This window comes from Vibrio sp. 1457, from assembly GCF_033340195.1.
In the GTDB taxonomy this organism is placed as follows: domain Bacteria; phylum Pseudomonadota; class Gammaproteobacteria; order Enterobacterales; family Vibrionaceae; genus Vibrio; species Vibrio alginolyticus.
Genome location: NZ_JAWOWA010000003.1, coordinates 186259 through 203717 on the forward strand (window position 1 = coordinate 186259; position 17459 = coordinate 203717).

The following is a 17459-nucleotide window of genomic DNA, read 5'->3' on the forward strand; positions in this document are numbered from 1 at the left end:
CTACAAACCAATTGCGTGACGTCACGAAAATGGTAGGAGGTATGCTATGAGTGACAAGCAGCTTACCCAACCAGAACACACCAGCTTTGAAAGCTTAAAGCATGAATCTGAAGGTGCCGAGTTTTGGTATGCCAGAGAGTTACAGACTGTTCTTGACTACAGTACTTGGGACAAGTTTGAGCGTGTTATCAAAAAAGCGATCACAGCTTGTGAGGGCTCCGGCCAGTCGAGTGAAGACCATTTTTCCCAGGTGGGAAAAATGGTCGATATTGGCTCGGGGGCTAAGCGAACTACCCGTGATTATCAGCTTTCCCGTTACGCCTGTTACCTCATTGTGCAAAACGGTGATGCCAGCAAGCCGGTGATCGCCAATGGCCAGACCTATTTTGCCATTCAGACTCGTCGCCAAGAGCTACAGGATGACACTGGCTTTCAGCAACTAAATGAAGACCAAAAACGCTTAATGCTGCGCAATGAATTGGCCGACCACAACAAGCAACTGGCCGCTGCTGCTAAAGATGCAGGTGTTGAGTCTGGTTTGGACTACGCCATTTTCCAAAACCATGGCTACAAAGGCTTGTATGGTGGCTTAGACAACAAAGCCATTCACCAGCACAAGGGCTTAAAAAAGAGCCAGAAAATCCTCGACCATATGGGCAGTACCGAGCTTGCCGCTAACCTGTTCCGTGCCACGCAAACGGAAGAAAAGCTAAAGCGTGATCAGGTCAGCAATAAAGCTCATGCCAATCAAACCCATTTTGAAGTGGGTGCCAAAGTGCGCGCCACCATTGAAGAGCTGGGCGGCACTATGCCTGAGGATTTGCCAACACCGGAAAAAGGCATTCCCCAGTTAGCGCGTGCGCAGAAGAAGTTGGAGGGTGATAAATGAGTAAATTACAAACGACGCCTTCAGGTTGGGAATTAACAACTCTTGGCACCTTTATGGAGTTTAAAAATGGCGTTAATGCAGATAAAAATGCCTACGGCTCTGGTACTGAGTTCGTAAATGTAATGGACATCTTCAAAAGAAATTTCATGAAAAAGTGTAATATTCTTGGAAAGGTGGAAATTACTGAAAAACAAAAAACAGAGTACTCAGTAGAATACGGCGACATTCTATTTAACCGTACATCAGAAGTACCAGATGAAATTGCATTTTCATCCGTTTATCTTGATGAAGCAAAAATAACATTTGGCGGTTTCGTTATTCGTGGTAGACAGAAAAAGGAGCTTCTAGATCCTTTATTTGCTGGTTACTGCTTCAACAATAGCAGTATTAGGAGAGAGATGATCCGGCGTTCACAAGGTGTGGTAAGGGCAAACATAGGCCAGAAGGACCTCAATAAGGTTCCAATCCTTATACCGCCTAAAGGTGAACAGAAGAGGATCGCTAGTGCGCTAGCTCTTTGGGACAACGCTATCGAAAAAACGGAGGCGTTAATTGCGGTCAAGGAAAAGCAGTTTGAGTGGTTAACGCAATCCCTTATTAGTAAAAAATGTCCTGATTGGAATCATTATCTTGCAAGAGAACTTTTTACTGGAGTTTCTTCTAAAGGGCATCCAGACGAAGAACTTTTATCGGTAACTCAAGACCAAGGCGTCGTGCCAAGGTCAATGTTAAGTGGCCGAGTAATGTCACCTGCGGGCAGCACAGCAGGTTATAAGTTAGTGGAAAAGGGGAATTTTGTAATTAGTCTACGTTCATTCCAAGGTGGTCTCGAATATTCTGATTACCGTGGAATTGTTAGCCCAGCTTATACAGTACTTAGCTCAAGGAAAGAAATACATTCCGGCTTCTACCGACATTTTTTCAAGTCATATATTTTTATTGAAAAGTACTTGTCGGTTGCGGTTATTGGTATTCGTGACGGCAAACAAATTAGTTCTACTGATTTCGAGACCGTTAAAATCCCTTATCCTGATATGGATGAACAAGTAAAAATAGCCTCCCAACTAGACACGGCAAGACAGGAAATTGATTTACTAAAAGGACTCCTTGGAAAATACCGCAGCCAGAAACGCGGTCTGATGCAAAAACTGCTTACAGGTGAGTGGCAAGTGACCAGTGCGCAGGTTGGTGCTGAGGGTGAACTTCAGGATCGAACAAAGGAGAACGTCGCATGAGCACACCTCCAGTCAATTGCGCAGCAAACTCGGAGCCTTCGGGCTTTGAGTTTAACGAAAAGTACTTGTCGCAAATCCCTGCCCTGCAACAGTTGATCAATTTAGGTTACCAGTACCTCACCCCAGAGCAGGCCTTGGTTGAACGGGGTGGGCGCAGTGCGAATGTGATTTTGGAAGGGGTACTTCGCCAGCAGCTAAAAAAGATTAATCGCATTAATTATAAAGGTGGCGAGTATCTGTTTAGCGAGGAGAACATTCAAACCGCGATCCAAAAACTGAAAAATATTAAGTTTGATGGCCTGCAAAAAACCAATGAGTCGATTTACGATTTAATCACCTTAGGCTCAGCCATGGAGCAAACCATTGAGGGGGACTCGAAAAGTTTCACTTTAAACTTTATCGACTGGAAAACGCCGTCGAACAACAGCTTTCATGTAGTCGCTGAGTTCTCGGTTGAGCGCGCACGCAGCACCGATACCGTGCGCCCCGATATCGTCCTGTTTGTAAATGGTATTCCCTTTAGCGTGATTGAATGTAAATCACCAAAAGTGGATGTAGAGCAAGCCGTATCACAAAACATTCGTAACCAGGGTGATGACTATATTCCGCGCCTGTTTACTTATGTGCAGCAAGTATTGGCAGTGAATAAAAACGCCGCCCAATACGCCACAGCTGGCACACCTAAGAAGTTTTGGGGCGTATGGAAGGAGCAGGAAGATAAACCCGCTGATGTCGATAAAGCCGTAAATACCACTTTAGACGAAGACACTAAAGCACAGTTATTCAGTGGTGAGTTTGCCGCCGCACGGCCATTTTTTGATGCGCTAGAGGCGGAAGGTAAACGCTTGGTGACCGAACAAGACAATGCCATTCACAGCCTGTGCCGCCCGGAGCGTTTATTAGATCTGGTGTATCGCTTTACCCTGTTTGATGGTGGCATTAAAAAAGTGGCGCGCTATCAACAATATTTTGTGATTAAAGCGACCATCGCCCGAATTAAACGCCTGACCAATAAAGGCAATGGCGCTAAAGAAAACCGCCAAGGCGGTGTTATTTGGCATACCCAAGGCTCGGGTAAGTCGCTCACCATGGTGATGCTCACCCGTGCTATGGCACTAGAGCCGCAGCTTATCAATCCAAGAATCATTTTGGTTACCGACCGGGATGATCTTGATAAACAACTGGGTAATACCTTTGCGGCCTGTGGTTTAAGCCGCGAGCGTGCTACGTCTGGCCGAAACTTAGTTAAGCACCTGAAAAACAAAGTGGGCCTGATCACCACGCTTATTCATAAATTTGATAAAGGCTGGGTGGCCGAGAAGTTTGTGGATGAGTCGCACGATATTTTTGTATTGGTCGATGAAAGTCACCGCACTAACTTTGGCTCATTGGCGGCCCGAATGCGCCAAATGTTGCCCAATGCCTGTTTTCTTGGCTTTACCGGTACGCCACTACTGAAAAAAGAAAAGAATAACTTTGCCAAGTTTGGTGGCCTGATTGAGCCGCACTATACCATTAAACAAGCGGTTGCCGACGAAGCAGTATTGCCATTGCTGTACGAAGGCCGACATATTGAGATGGAGCAGAATCAGTCGGCTATCGACCTCTGGTTTGAGCGCCACACCGCCGATTTAAGCAAAGAGCAAAAGGCTGACCTTAAAAAGAAATACGCCCGCGCTGAAATGCTAAACAAAGCTGATCAAGTGATTTACATGCGCGCCTTTGATGTCAGCGAGCATTTTCGTGCGAACTGGCAAGGCACCGGCTTTAAGGCTCAGTTGGTTGCCCCAGGTAAACAGGCCGCATTAAAGTACCAAGAGTTTCTACAGGATATTGGCATCGTCTCCACTGAAGTGGTGATTTCTGGCCCTGATACCCGTGAAGGCCATGACGAAGTGGACGAAGGGCCAACCGATGAGGTAGGTAAGTTCTGGGAAAAAATGATGAAGCGCTTTGGCTCTGAAGAAGAGTACACCAAGCAAATCATCAATCAGTTTAAGCATGGTGATGACCCTGAAATACTTATTGTGGTGGATAAGCTATTAACCGGTTTTGATGCTCCGCGCAACACCGTGCTGTATCTATGCCGAACCCTGCGAGAGCACACGCTATTACAGGCTATCGCACGGGTTAACCGCCTGTACGAAGGCAAAGAGTTTGGCTATATCATCGACTATGCCAGCGTGTTGGGCGAGCTGGATAAAGCCCTAACCATGTACGAAGCTTTTGAAGGGTTTGACGAAGATGACCTAGCGGGCACGCTCACCTCTATCAACGAAGAAGTGTTTAAGCTGCCACAGCGTTACTCTGACTTATGGGATTTGTTTAAAGCCGTTAAAAACTCAAAAGACGAAGAAGCCTATGAGGTGTTGTTGGCCGATGACGAGTTGCGTGAAGAGTTTTACGAATGTTTATCGGCATACAGTAAATCTTTAGCCATCGCTTTATCGTCTGAGCAGTTCATCATGAACTCTGATGAGAAGAAGCTACAAACCTATAAAAACGATTTAAAACGTTTTCAGAACTTAAAGGCAGCGGTTAAGTTGCGTTACGCCGAGGCGATTGATTATCGCGACTACGAGCCGAAAATTAAAAAGCTGCTGGATACCCATATTCAGGCTAATGAGGTGACTCAGCTTAACGAGTCAGTGAATATTTTTGATGAAAAAATGTTTACCGCCGTGAAAGAAGAGCAAGGGGTTTATCAAACCAAAACTACCGCGTCAAAAGCGGACACCATCGCTCACGCTACAAAGCGCAGTATTTCGGAGAATATGGACGAAGACCCTGCGTTTTATGAGAAGTTTTCGAAGCTGATCCAAGCTGCTATTGATGACTTTAAGGCCAAGCGCATCTCAGACTTAGAATATCTCAACCGAGTGATTGATATTCGTAACAAAGTGGCCACGAAGCAGCATGATGATATGCCTGATTGCATTCGTGAAAACGACGAAGCGTGTGCCTACTTTGGCTTGATTAAGCCGCAGTTTCAGCAAGTGACAACCCTCAATGAGTTAGAGGATGCTCAGCTTGATGCCATTGCGGCACAAACATCGTTAGCGATACAAAAAATCATTGATGCTCATTGGAAAGTCGATTTTTGGGACGATGCCGACGTTCAAAAAACAGCGATGAATGATATTGACGATTTTCTTTATGACGAAGTCAAAGAGCAGTACGGCGTGACGCTAAGCTTAGAGCAAATGGACGAAATCATTGAGAAAACGATGCAGGTTGCGAAGCACCGGAGGCATTCTTGATATCGTCAACCATCAAGCAAACCGAGGCACCAGCGGCAAGTGCTGAAAGGCTAGCGGTCGTATACGGAGGGGGAGAAATCCCCTTCCAGCTGGCTTTTTCTAAACGCAAGTCGCTGGAAATATCAGTGCACCCTGATAAATCAGTTTTTGTGAAAGCTCCTGAAGGCACCGATCGTGAGGCCATTGAAGCCAAGGTGAAGAAGCGCGCTCGGTGGATCAAGCGTCAAATTCGCTACTTTGACCAGTTTGACCCAAGAACCCCTTCTCGCAAATACGTCAGTGGTGAAAGCCATTTGTATCTAGGCAAAAAGTATCGGCTAAAAATTGAAGTAGGCACTGACAACGGTGTAGCGCTGAAAGCGGGCTTTTTTTGTGTAACGTCAGCCAATTGTAAACCAGACCATGTGGAGTCGCTAGTCAGTGATTGGTATCGAGAAAAAGCCGATTTTCATTTAAATAAGGTGTTTTCGGATTGTTGGGACAAGTTCAAACATTCAGATGACAACAAGCCAAAAATTAAAATCATGCAACTCAAAAAACGCTGGGGCAGTCTATCAAAAAGCGGAACGCTGACCTTAAACCGCGACTTAATTAAGGCACCGAAAGAGTGTATTGAGTACGTGATCATTCATGAACTGTGTCACCTAGAGCACCACAACCACGGCCCAGAGTTTTATCGCTTACTCGAACGATCTTTACCAGATTGGGTGAAGCGAAAACATAAACTGGAAATGGCACTGATATAGTCAATACGCTATATCGAATAGCTAAATACACAACCAGTGCACTAGCAGTCTTGTCCGCCTTAGCCTTTAATCCTCGCCCAGCCCTTATGTCGACTGTCGGTGCACTGCAAGGCGACAAGCCTACACAGGATTTATCGCCTCGTTAGTCATCCAAAATACTGCCTTTAACGCAGTACATACGTGGGCGGGTGTTGTCGGGCAGGCTGACTTTGCGCTGTGGTCGGTTGCCATCGGGGATTAGGTAGCCTGCGGCCATCAGTGCTTTGGCGGCGCGATCTGGGCTGAGGCCTTCGGTGGCTTCACGCCAGCCGGTTGGGTAAAACAGGTAGAGAGTTTGTGGGCCAGTAGTATCAAGCCAACCCGCACGCTGGCGTACTTGGCTGCTGTAACCGGTTTGCTTGGGCGTAAAACGGCTTTCGCCATGCTGTTCAATAAAACTGCGTACCTGACGAATAGCTTGTTGGTCTTCATTGGCGGCCACACCACCGCGAGCAAGTATCCATTGGTTAAGCTGGCTTAAACAGGCGGCTTCGACACTTTGAGCTGGCCAATCAAGTACTTTGGCTTGAATGGCTAACAGGCCTGCACTGGCCAGTAAGGCAAATTTTTCGGCAACTCGACGCACTTGGCCGTCTGCCTCGGGAGGCAGGCTGGCTAAAAAGCGTTGGCGTACATTTTGAAAAACGGGGCGCACCTGCGCGCTGTGCTGCGTTAAATACCGTAACCAGTCCAAGGCCAAGCTACCGTAATATTGGCGACTTTGTTGTTTTAGGTGGTCGGCTAAATCGGCGGCGTTCATGCCATGACTATGGTTGAACACGCCCATTTGCGCGCCGGCATCGGCACTGAGATCAATCACGCGCACTTGCTGCCCTGCTTTTACACGCTTGCCAATACTGGCAAGGTGGCTTTCAAGCGTCACTTCGCCAGTAGATAAAAACACCAAGCGCCAACGAGCGGGTAAGCGCATTTCACCGTATTTGCCTGCACGGGTTTTACCTTGGCCATTGGCAAGCATATAAGCGACATCGCCCGCCTCCTTGGGGTCAACTTCGCCCATTTCATCAAGCGCCAGTAAGGCATCGTTATGCGCAAGCGCTGTGCCTTCTAAACCGTTGGCCGTGGCACGCCAACTGTGACGTAGCTGATTAGGCTCTCCCCAAACCGATAATGCCGGATACAACGCCGCGGTTTTACCGGTACTGCTGGCACCGTAGAGGTGTAAACCAAAACCATCCACCCCACACAAGTACAACAAAGGCGCGGCCAGCGCAGCGCAGACACCAATGATTAATAGCGGGTTATCCAGACAATAACGGCCAACGTGCTGCCGCCAACTATCGCTACTACCTTGTTGAATAAAGCCTTCTATCGGATGCATGGTTTGCAGCACCATGCGCGGGTTGTTGCTGTGTTCGCTTGGGTAAAAGGTGAAGCGCGGATGCACATAAGCGTGGTGATGCCAGCCAATGCAGTTCACGCTAATGGCCTTTTGCGTGGCCAGTTCACCCATTTGTTGAATAAACAGGGAGAGCAACTGCCGCGCTTTGATACTGTTACTTAGCCGCATGCCTCGGCTGAGTAGGATTCGACGGTACTCGCTGCCGTCTCCGGCCAATAGTTCTGCGGGCATGGCCCAGTAGCGATGGCGATTGTCATCGTCTAACCAGTGCAATAAATAGCCGTAGTTGTCCCCTTGCGGATCGCGAGTACGGGCGGCCACTTGCAGCCAAGAGCAGATTTTAACTGGGCTATCTTGCCCTGCTGGTTGCATCACCAGCCAGTTTTGCGCGTTATAGGCAAAACCAGCCGGTAATGTTGGAGCGTTGTTATGCATCTCATTGGCAAGTAACGGGGTTGATGCTGATGGTTTATCCACGGCCATAAGCAGCACCGATACGGCGGGTTTCAATCCACTGGTCGATATCGCTTTCTAACCAGCCCACTGCACGCGCGCCAATGCGAATAGATCGCGGAAATTCACCGTGGGCCATCAAGGCATAAATGGTGCTGCGGCCAAAGCCGGTTTTGGCCTTTACCTCGGGCAAGCGCAAAATCCGCTGCTGACGCGCTGGGTGTGTTGATGTGGTGGATGATTGTGTCGTTGGGTTCATCGTTTGCTTCCTCACTGATCTGTTAAGTTCAGTTAGGAGTTTGCCAGTACTAAACGGACGCAGTAGGTAGATAAATGCCCAGATCGTGCAGCTTTCTGAGGGTGCAGGTAGCTACCTGCCCCAGAATTTACATAATGCCCCAGGTGATAAATACCCTGTGGGCAGGGTTGGCGTGTTGCTAAATAGCGTGAATTAAGGCTTTGCCCAAACTGCCCCAAAAGCCCAAGGGATGAGTGCCAAAAGCTTTCTCAAAAAGGGATAGTCTTGCTCAATTAGAACACCATAACACTTTTACGCGCATAAAAATGTAAAATATCACACTTTTATGCGCGTAAAAGTGTAGAATGAGTTATACTACAGGCAGTTAACAGTCTTAATTGGCGGGAAATGACAATGCAGCGCAACTTACTCAACGCCCTAATAGCATGGAAAAGTCAACCTGTGCGCAAGCCATTATTGATCGATGGCGCAAGACAAACAGGTAAAACCTATCTACTGCAAGAGTTGTTTGGGAATACCTTTGCCAACATCCTTCGTATCGACTTCCTTGAAAACCCAGCTTACAAAGAAGCGTTCGATGGCTCGTTGTCACCTGACGAGCTAGTAATGAACATTGAGTTGTTAACCAACCAAGCGTTCAATCCAGACACCGACTTGCTGATATTAGATGAAATTGGCGAATGTGAACGAGCCGTAACTTCGCTGAAGTATTTTGCCGAAAAAGCACCGTCCTATTTTGTCGCAGCCAGCGGTTCAAATATTGGTTTGCTCAACACCTTCCCTGTGGGCAAGGTAGAACAATACGATTTACGACCACTGACCTTCCAAGAATTTATTTACGCATCCAACGAGCAAGCACTGATCAAAGCATTTGATAGTCAAGCAAGCACACCGGCGGTGCACACTAAATTGATGGATAAACTAACCGACTATTTTTTTACCGGTGGTATGCCGGAAGCCGTTTCTGCTTGGTATCAGTTTAAGGATTCAAGCATTCTAGAGCGTGTTGAAAAAGTCACAAAAATTCATGCCGATTTAGTTGAAGGTTATCGCCGCGATTTTGGTAAGTACGCGGGCAAGGTCGACGCCACACTGATTGAATCGGTATTTAATAGCATTCCAGCCCAGCTATCACTTGTCAGCGATGAGTCGGTTAAACGCTTTAAATTTAAGCATGTGCATGAGCGTAAATCTCGTTATAGCGATTTTGAAACCGCGATCCATTGGCTTAACTGCTGCCGCTTAGCTTTGCCAAACTACCCTATTGAAGGATTGCCGAAATCTCCGTTAGCGGCCTATAAAAAAGAAAATATGGTGAAACTGTTTCTGTTTGATGTGGGCCTGCTTAATCATATGCTCGGCAGCAGTTATAAAGAAATTAAGCAACAAAACTATGAATACAAAGGTTATGTGGCTGAAAACTTTGTGCAACAAGAGCTCACTGCCATTGGCGTTGACCCAAGCTATTCATGGAATGACGCCCGCGCCGAAATCGAATTTATTTTGGCGACCGATGAAGGCGATATCGTCCCTGTGGAGGTCAAAAGTGGTAAACGTACAAGAGCAAAATCGTTGGCATCCTACGTTGAAAAATGTACTCCAAGTAAAACCTTTAAGTTAACGGGTACACAAGGCTCATCCGCATTAGAGCAAACCAATATCGTGATGCCTTTGTATTTCACGCAGTATTTACCACAGAGATGGTAAAAGCGCGTTGCTTAGACCCCGAGGTCTACACAAAGTGACTTCATAGGTAACAATTTGTAGACCTTTTGGCGGGCTTACAACCTTCAATTAACCCTCAATCAGTTTTTTGCTAACGTCATTTGGCCAGCCTCTTGCCTCATCGTTTAAAGGAAATCACTCAAGCGATTTAACAGCGCTTTACGGCTATTATTCGCCACAACAAAGCGCTTAAAACGTTGTTCAAACGCCGCTTCATCAGCTTTGAACTGATAGGCCTCACACAGCTGATGCAAATTGCGTGATGCCGCATCATAACCACTCGCACAAGTGCGATCCGCTTGCTCTTGTGATTGCTGCCAGTAGTGCTCACGCTGATTGTAGATATCCGTCAACGCTTTTTCTTTTTCCGCTTTTTCGATGGCTAATTTTTTTGCGAGTGCTGCGGCTTGCTCTTGCTGTAACAGACTTTGCGCTTGCTCAATGAAAGGAGAAATGACGGCGGGTGTTAACCAATATTGATAGATCTCGTCTGTGTTGCCTGGTTCTTTTCGCGTCAGCGCTAAGGCTTGGTGACGGGTTAACTGGCCTTGCTCAAACAGCGCGCGTAATAGCGTGTCTTTCTCGGCTTCCGAGAGGTTGTTTAGCCACTTGTCAAACTGAAACTGGGTTTGTTTGGCTTGATGACTGGGTTGTTCGGTCAGCACCATGGCGAGCGCCTTAACTAAGGCTAAGGAAATCTCATACAGCGCTGCAAAGGCCTGCAACTCTTCACTGAGGTGCTCAAAATCGAATTGAATCAACGGCATTCGCTCAACGTCATCATTAAAATCAAACGCTTTTAGCCACATGAAGTACACAAGGCGCCAATCCCCTTGCATTAAACCGCTGCGTAAAGCAGCTAAATGCTGGAAAAAGTCGTCAGCATCTTCATCGTCAAAATACTCGTAATACTCCTCAAGGGAAAATATCAGCAACTGCCACTCATCGTTTTCGTGAACATGAAGCCCATCACTTGAAAAGCCAAGTAACGCTTCAGGGAGCGTTCCTGCTGGTAGCTTGATGTAGGCATCGATTGAGCCCCAATCGGCATAGTAAAAACCGATATCAAAGTATTTTAACATCAGATTAAAAGGCTCTGCCTTTAGATCACTGTAGGTGTAATACACCTGAAAGGACGTAGCGCTGATCTCGGCACGGCTTGAAATGGCTCTGAGTGCTTGACGTGCTTTAGCATCTAAATACCCATCCAGACGCTCAAATTTATAGTATTGATATTCGCTCACGATGACCTTGCTATCTATTTTTTGTGAATTGAAAAGTGTGTTTTACTGTCATTGAAAAAGCGCTGCATTTTCCTGTTTGCGCTGAGCCAATGTCTTAGCAATCGCAGACACTGTTGTTTTACTGATCCCTTGTTGCTTGGCAAGATACGTAAATTGGCTGATGGCTTCTGCGACTTCTTCAATAACTTGCTTTGCATCATGCCAATTCGCAAAGCCAGCACTAGTAGCAAGTTTTTGCATCACCTTAAGCGGTGGCGCTTTGCCATAACCGCCGAAAGCAGTGGCGTGTTCGTTGAATGGATGCGGGCTGTAGGTAACATCGTAAAAAGGGGCAGGATCCCATTGACCGTCATCCGCTTGCAAAAACGCCCAGTTTTTACTGTGGTCGTCTTGATTAGACGACAGCAGGTTAAAAACGGCACGGCGAAATTGCAGCTGCCCAGCAGCGGGGGATTTACACAACTGACGGCTGGCTTTGATCAAGTCAATATAATCTAAACTTGGCGTTCGAAAGTCTGCATCCAGCAGCCCGCAAGCGCTGTGCATATGTAGGCGACCTGAACTGCGATTACCGCTTAAACGGGCCTGCTCCGTGACATAATCAAAACGCTTAAGCGCCAACCAGGCAGACGCACCGCTTGTAGTTGGTGCTTCAATGAGTTGCCAGACTGGTGGTTGGCACTTGGCAAGCTCGGCCATTTGCAAATAAACCGCTTCACACAACCCTTCTTCATGCCCGAGCGCGAGATTTTTCGAGGTAAACTTAATCAGCCAAGCCTCATCTCCAGGCTGAGCAAAGGTTCGACAATGCTGAGTTTCCCCTGCAGGCATATAAATCTGCGCCTTGGGCCTTGCTCCACCCGAACTACCACCGGCGACTAATGCGGCCAACACCTGTTGCGTATGCCCATCTAACTCATCATGATTATCATCCATATAATCTGACAATGAAGCATCGAACAGCGTTTGTGCTTCTAAGCCTAACGTCGCTAAATCAATATCCGCGTGCGTGGTGGCTGAAAACTCAGACACCGGAGAAAAAAGCAGCGCTCCCATGCCTTTATCACCGACAAAGGCCAGTCTATCCATCGCCGTTAATTGATTAGGTAGGATACCCTTTTGCCGGAAAATACGATCTTGTAACAACATGCCCCAGCCATCGGGCAAACAATCTCCAAATACGCCATGTACACCTTGGTGCGGCGCTTTAGGTGCGGCTTGAACTAGCGTATTCGCTTGCAAGGTAAACGGTGATAAATTGCCAAACTGCTGCAAATAGTCGTCAGTATACTGAAAAAAAACGCCTTGCCGATTCTGCGCCAAGACTCCAACAGATATCTGTTCACCTGAGCTTAACGTACGGGTTACAGTGAGTTTCTGAATGGGTTTAAAACTCATCTTTTAGCACCTCATCAATACTCGTGGGCATAGCAGCGCGTTCTTTGCTAAGTTGCGTGAGCTGATAAAGCCTATCTAGCGAATCAAGTGTCTGCCATAGCAACAGCAATTGACGAAATGAAATTTGCCCGGTCAGCTCAAATTTCTTAATGGTGGCCGCAGGTACGCAGCTTCGCTCAGCCAATGCAGCGCGCGACAGCTTTGCCTGCTTGCGTAACTCACGTAAATAGGCCGCATAAGCTTGGCTTACATCGGTATCATCAAGTAAGGTAAAATTCATCCGCAAAGACCAAATGGATACAGTTATATCCATTATAGCGAAATAAAACAGAACTTGGACACTATAATATCCATCAGTGCGTAGAGTGTTGAAAAAATTACTCGATAAAGCCCTTCAAAACTGCTATTTTTAGACCCTAACAGCAGCATAAAAACGGCACTGTTTTTCCATTGCTAACCACTAAGATTTAGTAAAAGCCATAGGCAAGTGGTGGGCAGTTTGGTGGGCAAACAGGCATTTCTGAACGGTTTCTTTTCGGTAAATCATTGAGTTTGTTAGGTTCTATACCGCTACTCAATGAGCAGATCCAAAACATTGAATGATCTAAAAGTCATCGAGTATTGAAACAAAAAAGCCCCGCTAATACGGGGCTTTCTTTTATTCGTCTTTTTCCAAGGTACTGTTATCAACGTAGGGCCAATAATGATGTCCAATTCTGATCAGCAAAGTAGCCGCAGCCAAAATAAACGCAGCCAGAGATAACCACACAACCAAAACTGCATCCAGCTCTTTCATTCCGAGAGTGATATAGCGGGCGATCGCCATCATCGCGATGTAGATAGGATAGCGTACCGGAATTTTACCGTTCATCACGAACTGCTGCACCATGGCGAGCACTTCCAGATAGATAAACATCAAAAGAATATCTGTGAGTAAGACACGCTTCTCTACAAATACGTGCACAAACTCTTGCATCATGGCGTACAACGTCGCCAAGGTAATAGAGACTAATAACACCGCCTCCAAAATATGGAAGATTTTCAGGAAAGGTCGACTAAAGGATTTCGGTAAATTCGACGGCATGGTCCATTATCCAAACAAAGAAAATAGGCCTTGAGTTTAGCATGCAACGATCTTCAATCAATCAGAATAAACATCAGTGCGAATCGACTCCAAGTCCTGGCATTTGCTTATAAAAACGCTCCGCTTATTTGGCGGAGCGCTTTTGTGTTATAGGACCTGTGGCATCACTTACGCCACTTGCTGCTTTTTTTCAGCTACGCGCTTTTTCTTCCGATATTTAGGGTGAGTGATCGGAATCGCAGATAGGAGTTTTTTGGTGTATTCGTTTTGCGGGTTTGCATAAATTTCTTTAGCGCTGCCTGCTTCTACCACTTTACCAAAATACATCACGGCAACTTTGTCAGAGACATGTTTCACCACCGAGAGGTCGTGAGAGATAAATATGATCGCCAAATTCATTTCTTGTTGCAGTTGTAGCAATAGGTTCAAGATTTGCGCCTGTACCGACACATCTAACGCAGATACCGATTCATCACAAATCAGTAGTTTAGGCTTCAATGCAATCGCGCGAGCAATACCGATACGCTGCCGTTGTCCGCCTGAAAATTCATGTGGATAACGGTTTACTGCCGTTTCTGGTAATCCCACTTTGATTAAAAGCTCTTTTACCCATTGTTTACGCTCTGTTGGCGTGCCAATTTTATGAATAACAAACGGTTCTTCCAGAATCATACCGATGGTATGACGCTGATTGAGTGACTCCATTGGGTCTTGAAAGACGATTTGCATGTCTTTACGCAGCGAGCGCATCTCTTTAACAGACAGTTTAGTGATGTCTTTACCTTCAAAGAAAATCTTACCTTCTGTTGGCTCGTATAACTTTAAGATCGTGCGACCAAGGGTGCTTTTACCACAACCTGACTCACCAACTAGCCCCAGTGTTTCACCTTCAGAAACAGACAGTGAAACCCCGTCTACCGCTTTGATGGTGTAGCCTTTCTTGAACAGCCCTTTACCAGAAACAAAGTGCTGCTTAAGATTTTCAATTCTTAATACTTCTTTTGCCATAACATCCTCTTTTATGACTGGTTCACTTTGCCCAGTTAACTGGCAAACATACTGGCATCAATAGGCTTGATATCGATCATCTGCTTCGGCTCATTATCTAAGCTCGGCATCAATCCCATTAAACGCTCTGTGTATGGGTGCTGCGGGTTATCAAACAACTCAAAAATTTCTGCTTTTTCGACAATACGTCCGCCATACATCACGGCAACATCATCACACACTTCTGCCACAACCCCGAGATCGTGAGTGATGAAGATCATCGCCATGCCCGTTTCTTCCTGAAGCTCGTTCATCAGTTCAAGGATAGACGCCTGAACCGTAACATCCAACGCTGTAGTCGGTTCATCACAAATCAGAATATCCGGCTTACAGGCCAATGCCATCGCGATCATGACACGCTGGCGCATACCACCAGATAGGTTATGGGGATACTCATTCAATCGCTTCTCTGGCATTGGAATTTTTACTTTTGCCAGCATTTCAATCGAGTACGCCTCCCGCTCCTTTTTGTCGAGCTCAGGTCGATGGAGCTCAAGCACTTCACATATTTGACGACCAATGGTGTGCACTGGGTTGAGCGCCGTCATCGGGTCTTGGAAGATGATCGAAATGCGATCGCCACGCATGGCGTACATCTCTTCCGCAGGCAAATCAACTAGGTTGGTGCCGCGATAATTCACTTCACCTTTGATAATGTTGCCATATGGCTTAGGTAATAGCCCCATGATCGACATTGAGGTTACGCTCTTACCACTACCTGACTCTCCTACCAGACCGAGTGTACGTCCAGCTCTCACATCAAAGTTCACACCATGCAGAACCTTCACTGGCCCATCATCGGTGGTAAATTCAACTTCGAGATCTTTAACACTTAGGATTACATCGTTTTCCATAACCAATCCTTACAGCTTATAAGTGTCATCTACGACAACAACAGGTTCAAAAGCTTTGCCTGACTTCATCGCTTGTTTCGTTTCTTTTTTGATATCACTATCAATCCAGTAAGTGCCATCGCCTATGATTGCACCACTGAACAGCGCCTCTGTCATGCGATTCATTGGTTTATCTGGAAACTTTAACCAGCGCCAGTGACCATAGCGGACATAAGGAACCATGTAGCCTGGGACGATAACGTGAGCATCAATGATGTCACGCTGAATCTCATGACCTAGCTGGATCTTTTTATCCATATCCATGCCAAAACGATACTCGATGATCTTTTCATCCAGTTCAGGCGTGCTGTAGTTTGTGAAAGAGTTAGTTTGCGGCTTGTTCGCATTGACTGAATGGAAGTACTCCCAATACGTTGGGATCTCAGACGTACCCATATCTAAGAAAGCCAAATCGTGCTTTTTCTCACGTACGTATTTGAACATGGATGAGCCATCAACTAACTTGAGCTCAATATCCAGCCCTGCTAGCTTGGCTTGCTCACGCAAAAATGCAATACGAGGAGTATGAACAGGTGTTCCGTAGGTCAGCTCGAAGCTTAAGCGCTCACCTTTATCATTAACACGAATACCATCAGAACCAATTTTGTTAAAGCCTGCGGCTTCGAATGCCTCGGCCGCTTTTGCGGGATCAAACTTCGGTGCCTTAGCATCTGGTAGGGTGTATTTACCATGACCATAACCGGTCGGGTTCGGTTTACGGGAGTAGTCGCCACGCATGACATTCTCTATCATGCCATCAAAGTCAATCGCGTAAGTAATGCCCTTGCGAATGTTTAAATCATCCAGCAAAGGCATCGCGGTGTTCATCCATACACCACCAGCCCCAACTGGGAATTGGTTGTAACCCCAGAACTTTTGAATGTATCCCTTTTGGTAAGGTTCCGTATTCGATTTATCATGCCATAAGCTTGGTAAAACAAGACCAAATGCGTCCAGCTTCCCTTTCTCAAAGTGCTTCATCGCGATATCACTGTCGCGAATCACTGTGATGCGGATTTTGTCGACATTATAACGATGTTGATAATACTTATTGCTGTAACCCCACCAGTCTTCACCGACATGTTTGAAGGTAACACTTTTACCTTTTTTAATGTCATCTAGGTAGTATGCACTGGTCGTTGGTTCACTTTTAAAATTGTAGTAGCGGACAAAGTTGTCATGTATACCGTCACCATTTTCATCTTTTGAAGGGTTAGCATAAAAATGTGCGGGACGTGGGCGCAGAGCCCCCATTCGTAACAGCAATTCTTCCGGATTGAACTCTTTCGCCGCCTTAACAGCAAACGTGTGAGTGTCGTACTTGATAACATCCGCAATCGTTTTGTTGTAGTAATCGTTGTACCAAGGTTCCAAGATATCTTTGGAACGATAAAACTTCAGCATGAACACGAAATCGTCGGCAGTCACAGGTTTGCCGTCCGACCATTTGGCTTCAGGGTTGAGTTTGAAATAGACCGTTTTGTTGTCACCTGCTAACGCCCACTCGTTAGCAAGCTCAGGGATGAACTCTAAAGTATCTGGGTGGCGGACCACCAAGCCTGGTGTTTCATCTAAGATAAAAGAACGTAGCCCTGCATTAGCGTCTGGACCAACACTACGTAACGTCTGTGGGAAACTTGACATAAAGGTGCGATAAGTCCCTCCACGTTTCGCTTCTGGCGAACCATATTGAGGCTCATCCCAGTTTGTTTGCCAGTTTAAGTCAGTCGGAAGCGTTGCTGACATTGCACCAAAACTCAGGGCGCTCAGCGTAGACGCTAAAAATAATTTCTTCATAAAACTTCCCTTTTTATGTTTTGCTCA

14 protein-coding genes are annotated in these 17459 nt (G+C 46.3%); 5 read left to right on the forward strand and 9 right to left on the reverse strand.

From position 1 onward, the window contains the following. The first annotated feature begins 46 nt into the window (after positions 1-46). Genes dinD through R7Z41_RS04555 form a run of 4 tightly spaced genes read left to right on the forward strand, consistent with a single transcriptional unit; the run spans position 47 to position 6130 of the window. A complete protein-coding gene (gene dinD / locus R7Z41_RS04540) occupies positions 47-889 on the forward strand; it encodes a DNA damage-inducible protein D (RefSeq protein ID WP_318136323.1) in 843 nt (280 codons plus the stop codon). After that, positions 886-2124, forward strand: coding sequence for a restriction endonuclease subunit S (locus R7Z41_RS04545; protein WP_318136322.1), 1239 nt, complete (start codon positions 886-888; stop codon positions 2122-2124). The genes dinD and R7Z41_RS04545 overlap by 4 nt, the downstream gene beginning before the upstream one ends. Further along, positions 2121-5384, forward strand: coding sequence for an HsdR family type I site-specific deoxyribonuclease (locus R7Z41_RS04550; protein ID WP_318136321.1), 3264 nt, complete (start codon positions 2121-2123; stop codon positions 5382-5384). Before R7Z41_RS04545 ends, R7Z41_RS04550 begins: the two co-directional genes overlap by 4 nt. Next, the gene (locus tag R7Z41_RS04555) at positions 5381-6130 is read left to right on the forward strand and encodes a SprT family zinc-dependent metalloprotease (protein ID WP_318136320.1); all 750 of its coding nucleotides are present in this window, start codon (positions 5381-5383) and stop codon (positions 6128-6130) included. The genes R7Z41_RS04550 and R7Z41_RS04555 overlap by 4 nt, the downstream gene beginning before the upstream one ends. Positions 6131-6272: 142 nt before the next feature. Here R7Z41_RS04555 and R7Z41_RS04560 read toward each other — a convergent pair whose 3' ends face one another. After that, positions 6273-8015 carry a DUF927 domain-containing protein gene (locus R7Z41_RS04560; protein ID WP_318136319.1) on the reverse strand — a complete coding sequence of 581 codons (1743 nt, stop codon included), beginning with the start codon at positions 8013-8015 and terminating at the stop codon, positions 6273-6275. Continuing rightward, complete coding sequence (locus R7Z41_RS04565; protein ID WP_318136318.1) at positions 8002-8244, reverse strand: AlpA family transcriptional regulator; 243 nt, start codon at positions 8242-8244, stop codon at positions 8002-8004. The genes R7Z41_RS04560 and R7Z41_RS04565 overlap by 14 nt, the downstream gene beginning before the upstream one ends. A gap of 393 nt (positions 8245-8637) precedes the next feature. Here R7Z41_RS04565 and R7Z41_RS04570 point away from each other — a divergent pair, with 393 nt between their 5' ends. Next, on the forward strand, positions 8638-9951 hold the full coding sequence (locus R7Z41_RS04570) for an ATP-binding protein (protein ID WP_318136317.1): 1314 nt from the start codon (positions 8638-8640) through the stop codon (positions 9949-9951). Between the two features lie 143 nt (positions 9952-10094). Here R7Z41_RS04570 and R7Z41_RS04575 read toward each other — a convergent pair whose 3' ends face one another. From R7Z41_RS04575 to R7Z41_RS04605, 7 genes are all read right to left on the reverse strand, one after another. Continuing rightward, positions 10095-11213 carry a hypothetical protein gene (locus R7Z41_RS04575; RefSeq protein WP_318136316.1) on the reverse strand — a complete coding sequence of 373 codons (1119 nt, stop codon included), beginning with the start codon at positions 11211-11213 and terminating at the stop codon, positions 10095-10097. A 48-nt stretch (positions 11214-11261) separates the two neighbouring features. Then, on the reverse strand, positions 11262-12611 hold the full coding sequence (locus tag R7Z41_RS04580) for a type II toxin-antitoxin system HipA family toxin (protein WP_318136315.1): 1350 nt from the start codon (positions 12609-12611) through the stop codon (positions 11262-11264). After that, positions 12601-12891 carry a helix-turn-helix transcriptional regulator gene (locus tag R7Z41_RS04585; protein WP_318136314.1) on the reverse strand — a complete coding sequence of 97 codons (291 nt, stop codon included), beginning with the start codon at positions 12889-12891 and terminating at the stop codon, positions 12601-12603. Before R7Z41_RS04585 ends, R7Z41_RS04580 begins: the two co-directional genes overlap by 11 nt. Before the next feature lie 378 nt (positions 12892-13269). Beyond that, positions 13270-13695 carry a phosphate-starvation-inducible protein PsiE gene (locus R7Z41_RS04590; protein ID WP_025768316.1) on the reverse strand — a complete coding sequence of 142 codons (426 nt, stop codon included), beginning with the start codon at positions 13693-13695 and terminating at the stop codon, positions 13270-13272. A 168-nt stretch (positions 13696-13863) separates the two neighbouring features. Then, a complete protein-coding gene (locus tag R7Z41_RS04595; RefSeq protein WP_005379372.1) occupies positions 13864-14703 on the reverse strand; it encodes an ABC transporter ATP-binding protein in 840 nt (279 codons plus the stop codon). Between the two features lie 35 nt (positions 14704-14738). Next, positions 14739-15596 carry an ABC transporter ATP-binding protein gene (locus R7Z41_RS04600; protein WP_005379371.1) on the reverse strand — a complete coding sequence of 286 codons (858 nt, stop codon included), beginning with the start codon at positions 15594-15596 and terminating at the stop codon, positions 14739-14741. 9 nt (positions 15597-15605) lie between these two features. Beyond that, on the reverse strand, positions 15606-17432 hold the full coding sequence (locus R7Z41_RS04605; protein ID WP_017634997.1) for an extracellular solute-binding protein: 1827 nt from the start codon (positions 17430-17432) through the stop codon (positions 15606-15608). Positions 17433-17459 lie beyond the last annotated feature (27 nt).

Coding starts and splice junctions, on each gene's coding strand:
- dinD (WP_318136323.1), top strand. CDS start 47: ATGAGTGACAAGCAGCTTACCCAACCAGAACACACCAGCTTTGAAAGC.
- R7Z41_RS04565 (WP_318136318.1), bottom strand. CDS start 8,244: ATGAACCCAACGACACAATCATCCACCACATCAACACACCCAGCGCGT.
- R7Z41_RS04560 (WP_318136319.1), bottom strand. CDS start 8,015: ATGGCCGTGGATAAACCATCAGCATCAACCCCGTTACTTGCCAATGAG.
- R7Z41_RS04545 (WP_318136322.1), top strand. CDS start 886: ATGAGTAAATTACAAACGACGCCTTCAGGTTGGGAATTAACAACTCTT.
- R7Z41_RS04570 (WP_318136317.1), top strand. CDS start 8,638: ATGCAGCGCAACTTACTCAACGCCCTAATAGCATGGAAAAGTCAACCT.
- R7Z41_RS04600 (WP_005379371.1), bottom strand. CDS start 15,596: ATGGAAAACGATGTAATCCTAAGTGTTAAAGATCTCGAAGTTGAATTT.
- R7Z41_RS04585 (WP_318136314.1), bottom strand. CDS start 12,891: ATGAATTTTACCTTACTTGATGATACCGATGTAAGCCAAGCTTATGCG.
- R7Z41_RS04590 (WP_025768316.1), bottom strand. CDS start 13,695: ATGCCGTCGAATTTACCGAAATCCTTTAGTCGACCTTTCCTGAAAATC.
- R7Z41_RS04550 (WP_318136321.1), top strand. CDS start 2,121: ATGAGCACACCTCCAGTCAATTGCGCAGCAAACTCGGAGCCTTCGGGC.
- R7Z41_RS04580 (WP_318136315.1), bottom strand. CDS start 12,611: ATGAGTTTTAAACCCATTCAGAAACTCACTGTAACCCGTACGTTAAGC.
- R7Z41_RS04605 (WP_017634997.1), bottom strand. CDS start 17,432: ATGAAGAAATTATTTTTAGCGTCTACGCTGAGCGCCCTGAGTTTTGGT.
- R7Z41_RS04595 (WP_005379372.1), bottom strand. CDS start 14,703: ATGGCAAAAGAAGTATTAAGAATTGAAAATCTTAAGCAGCACTTTGTT.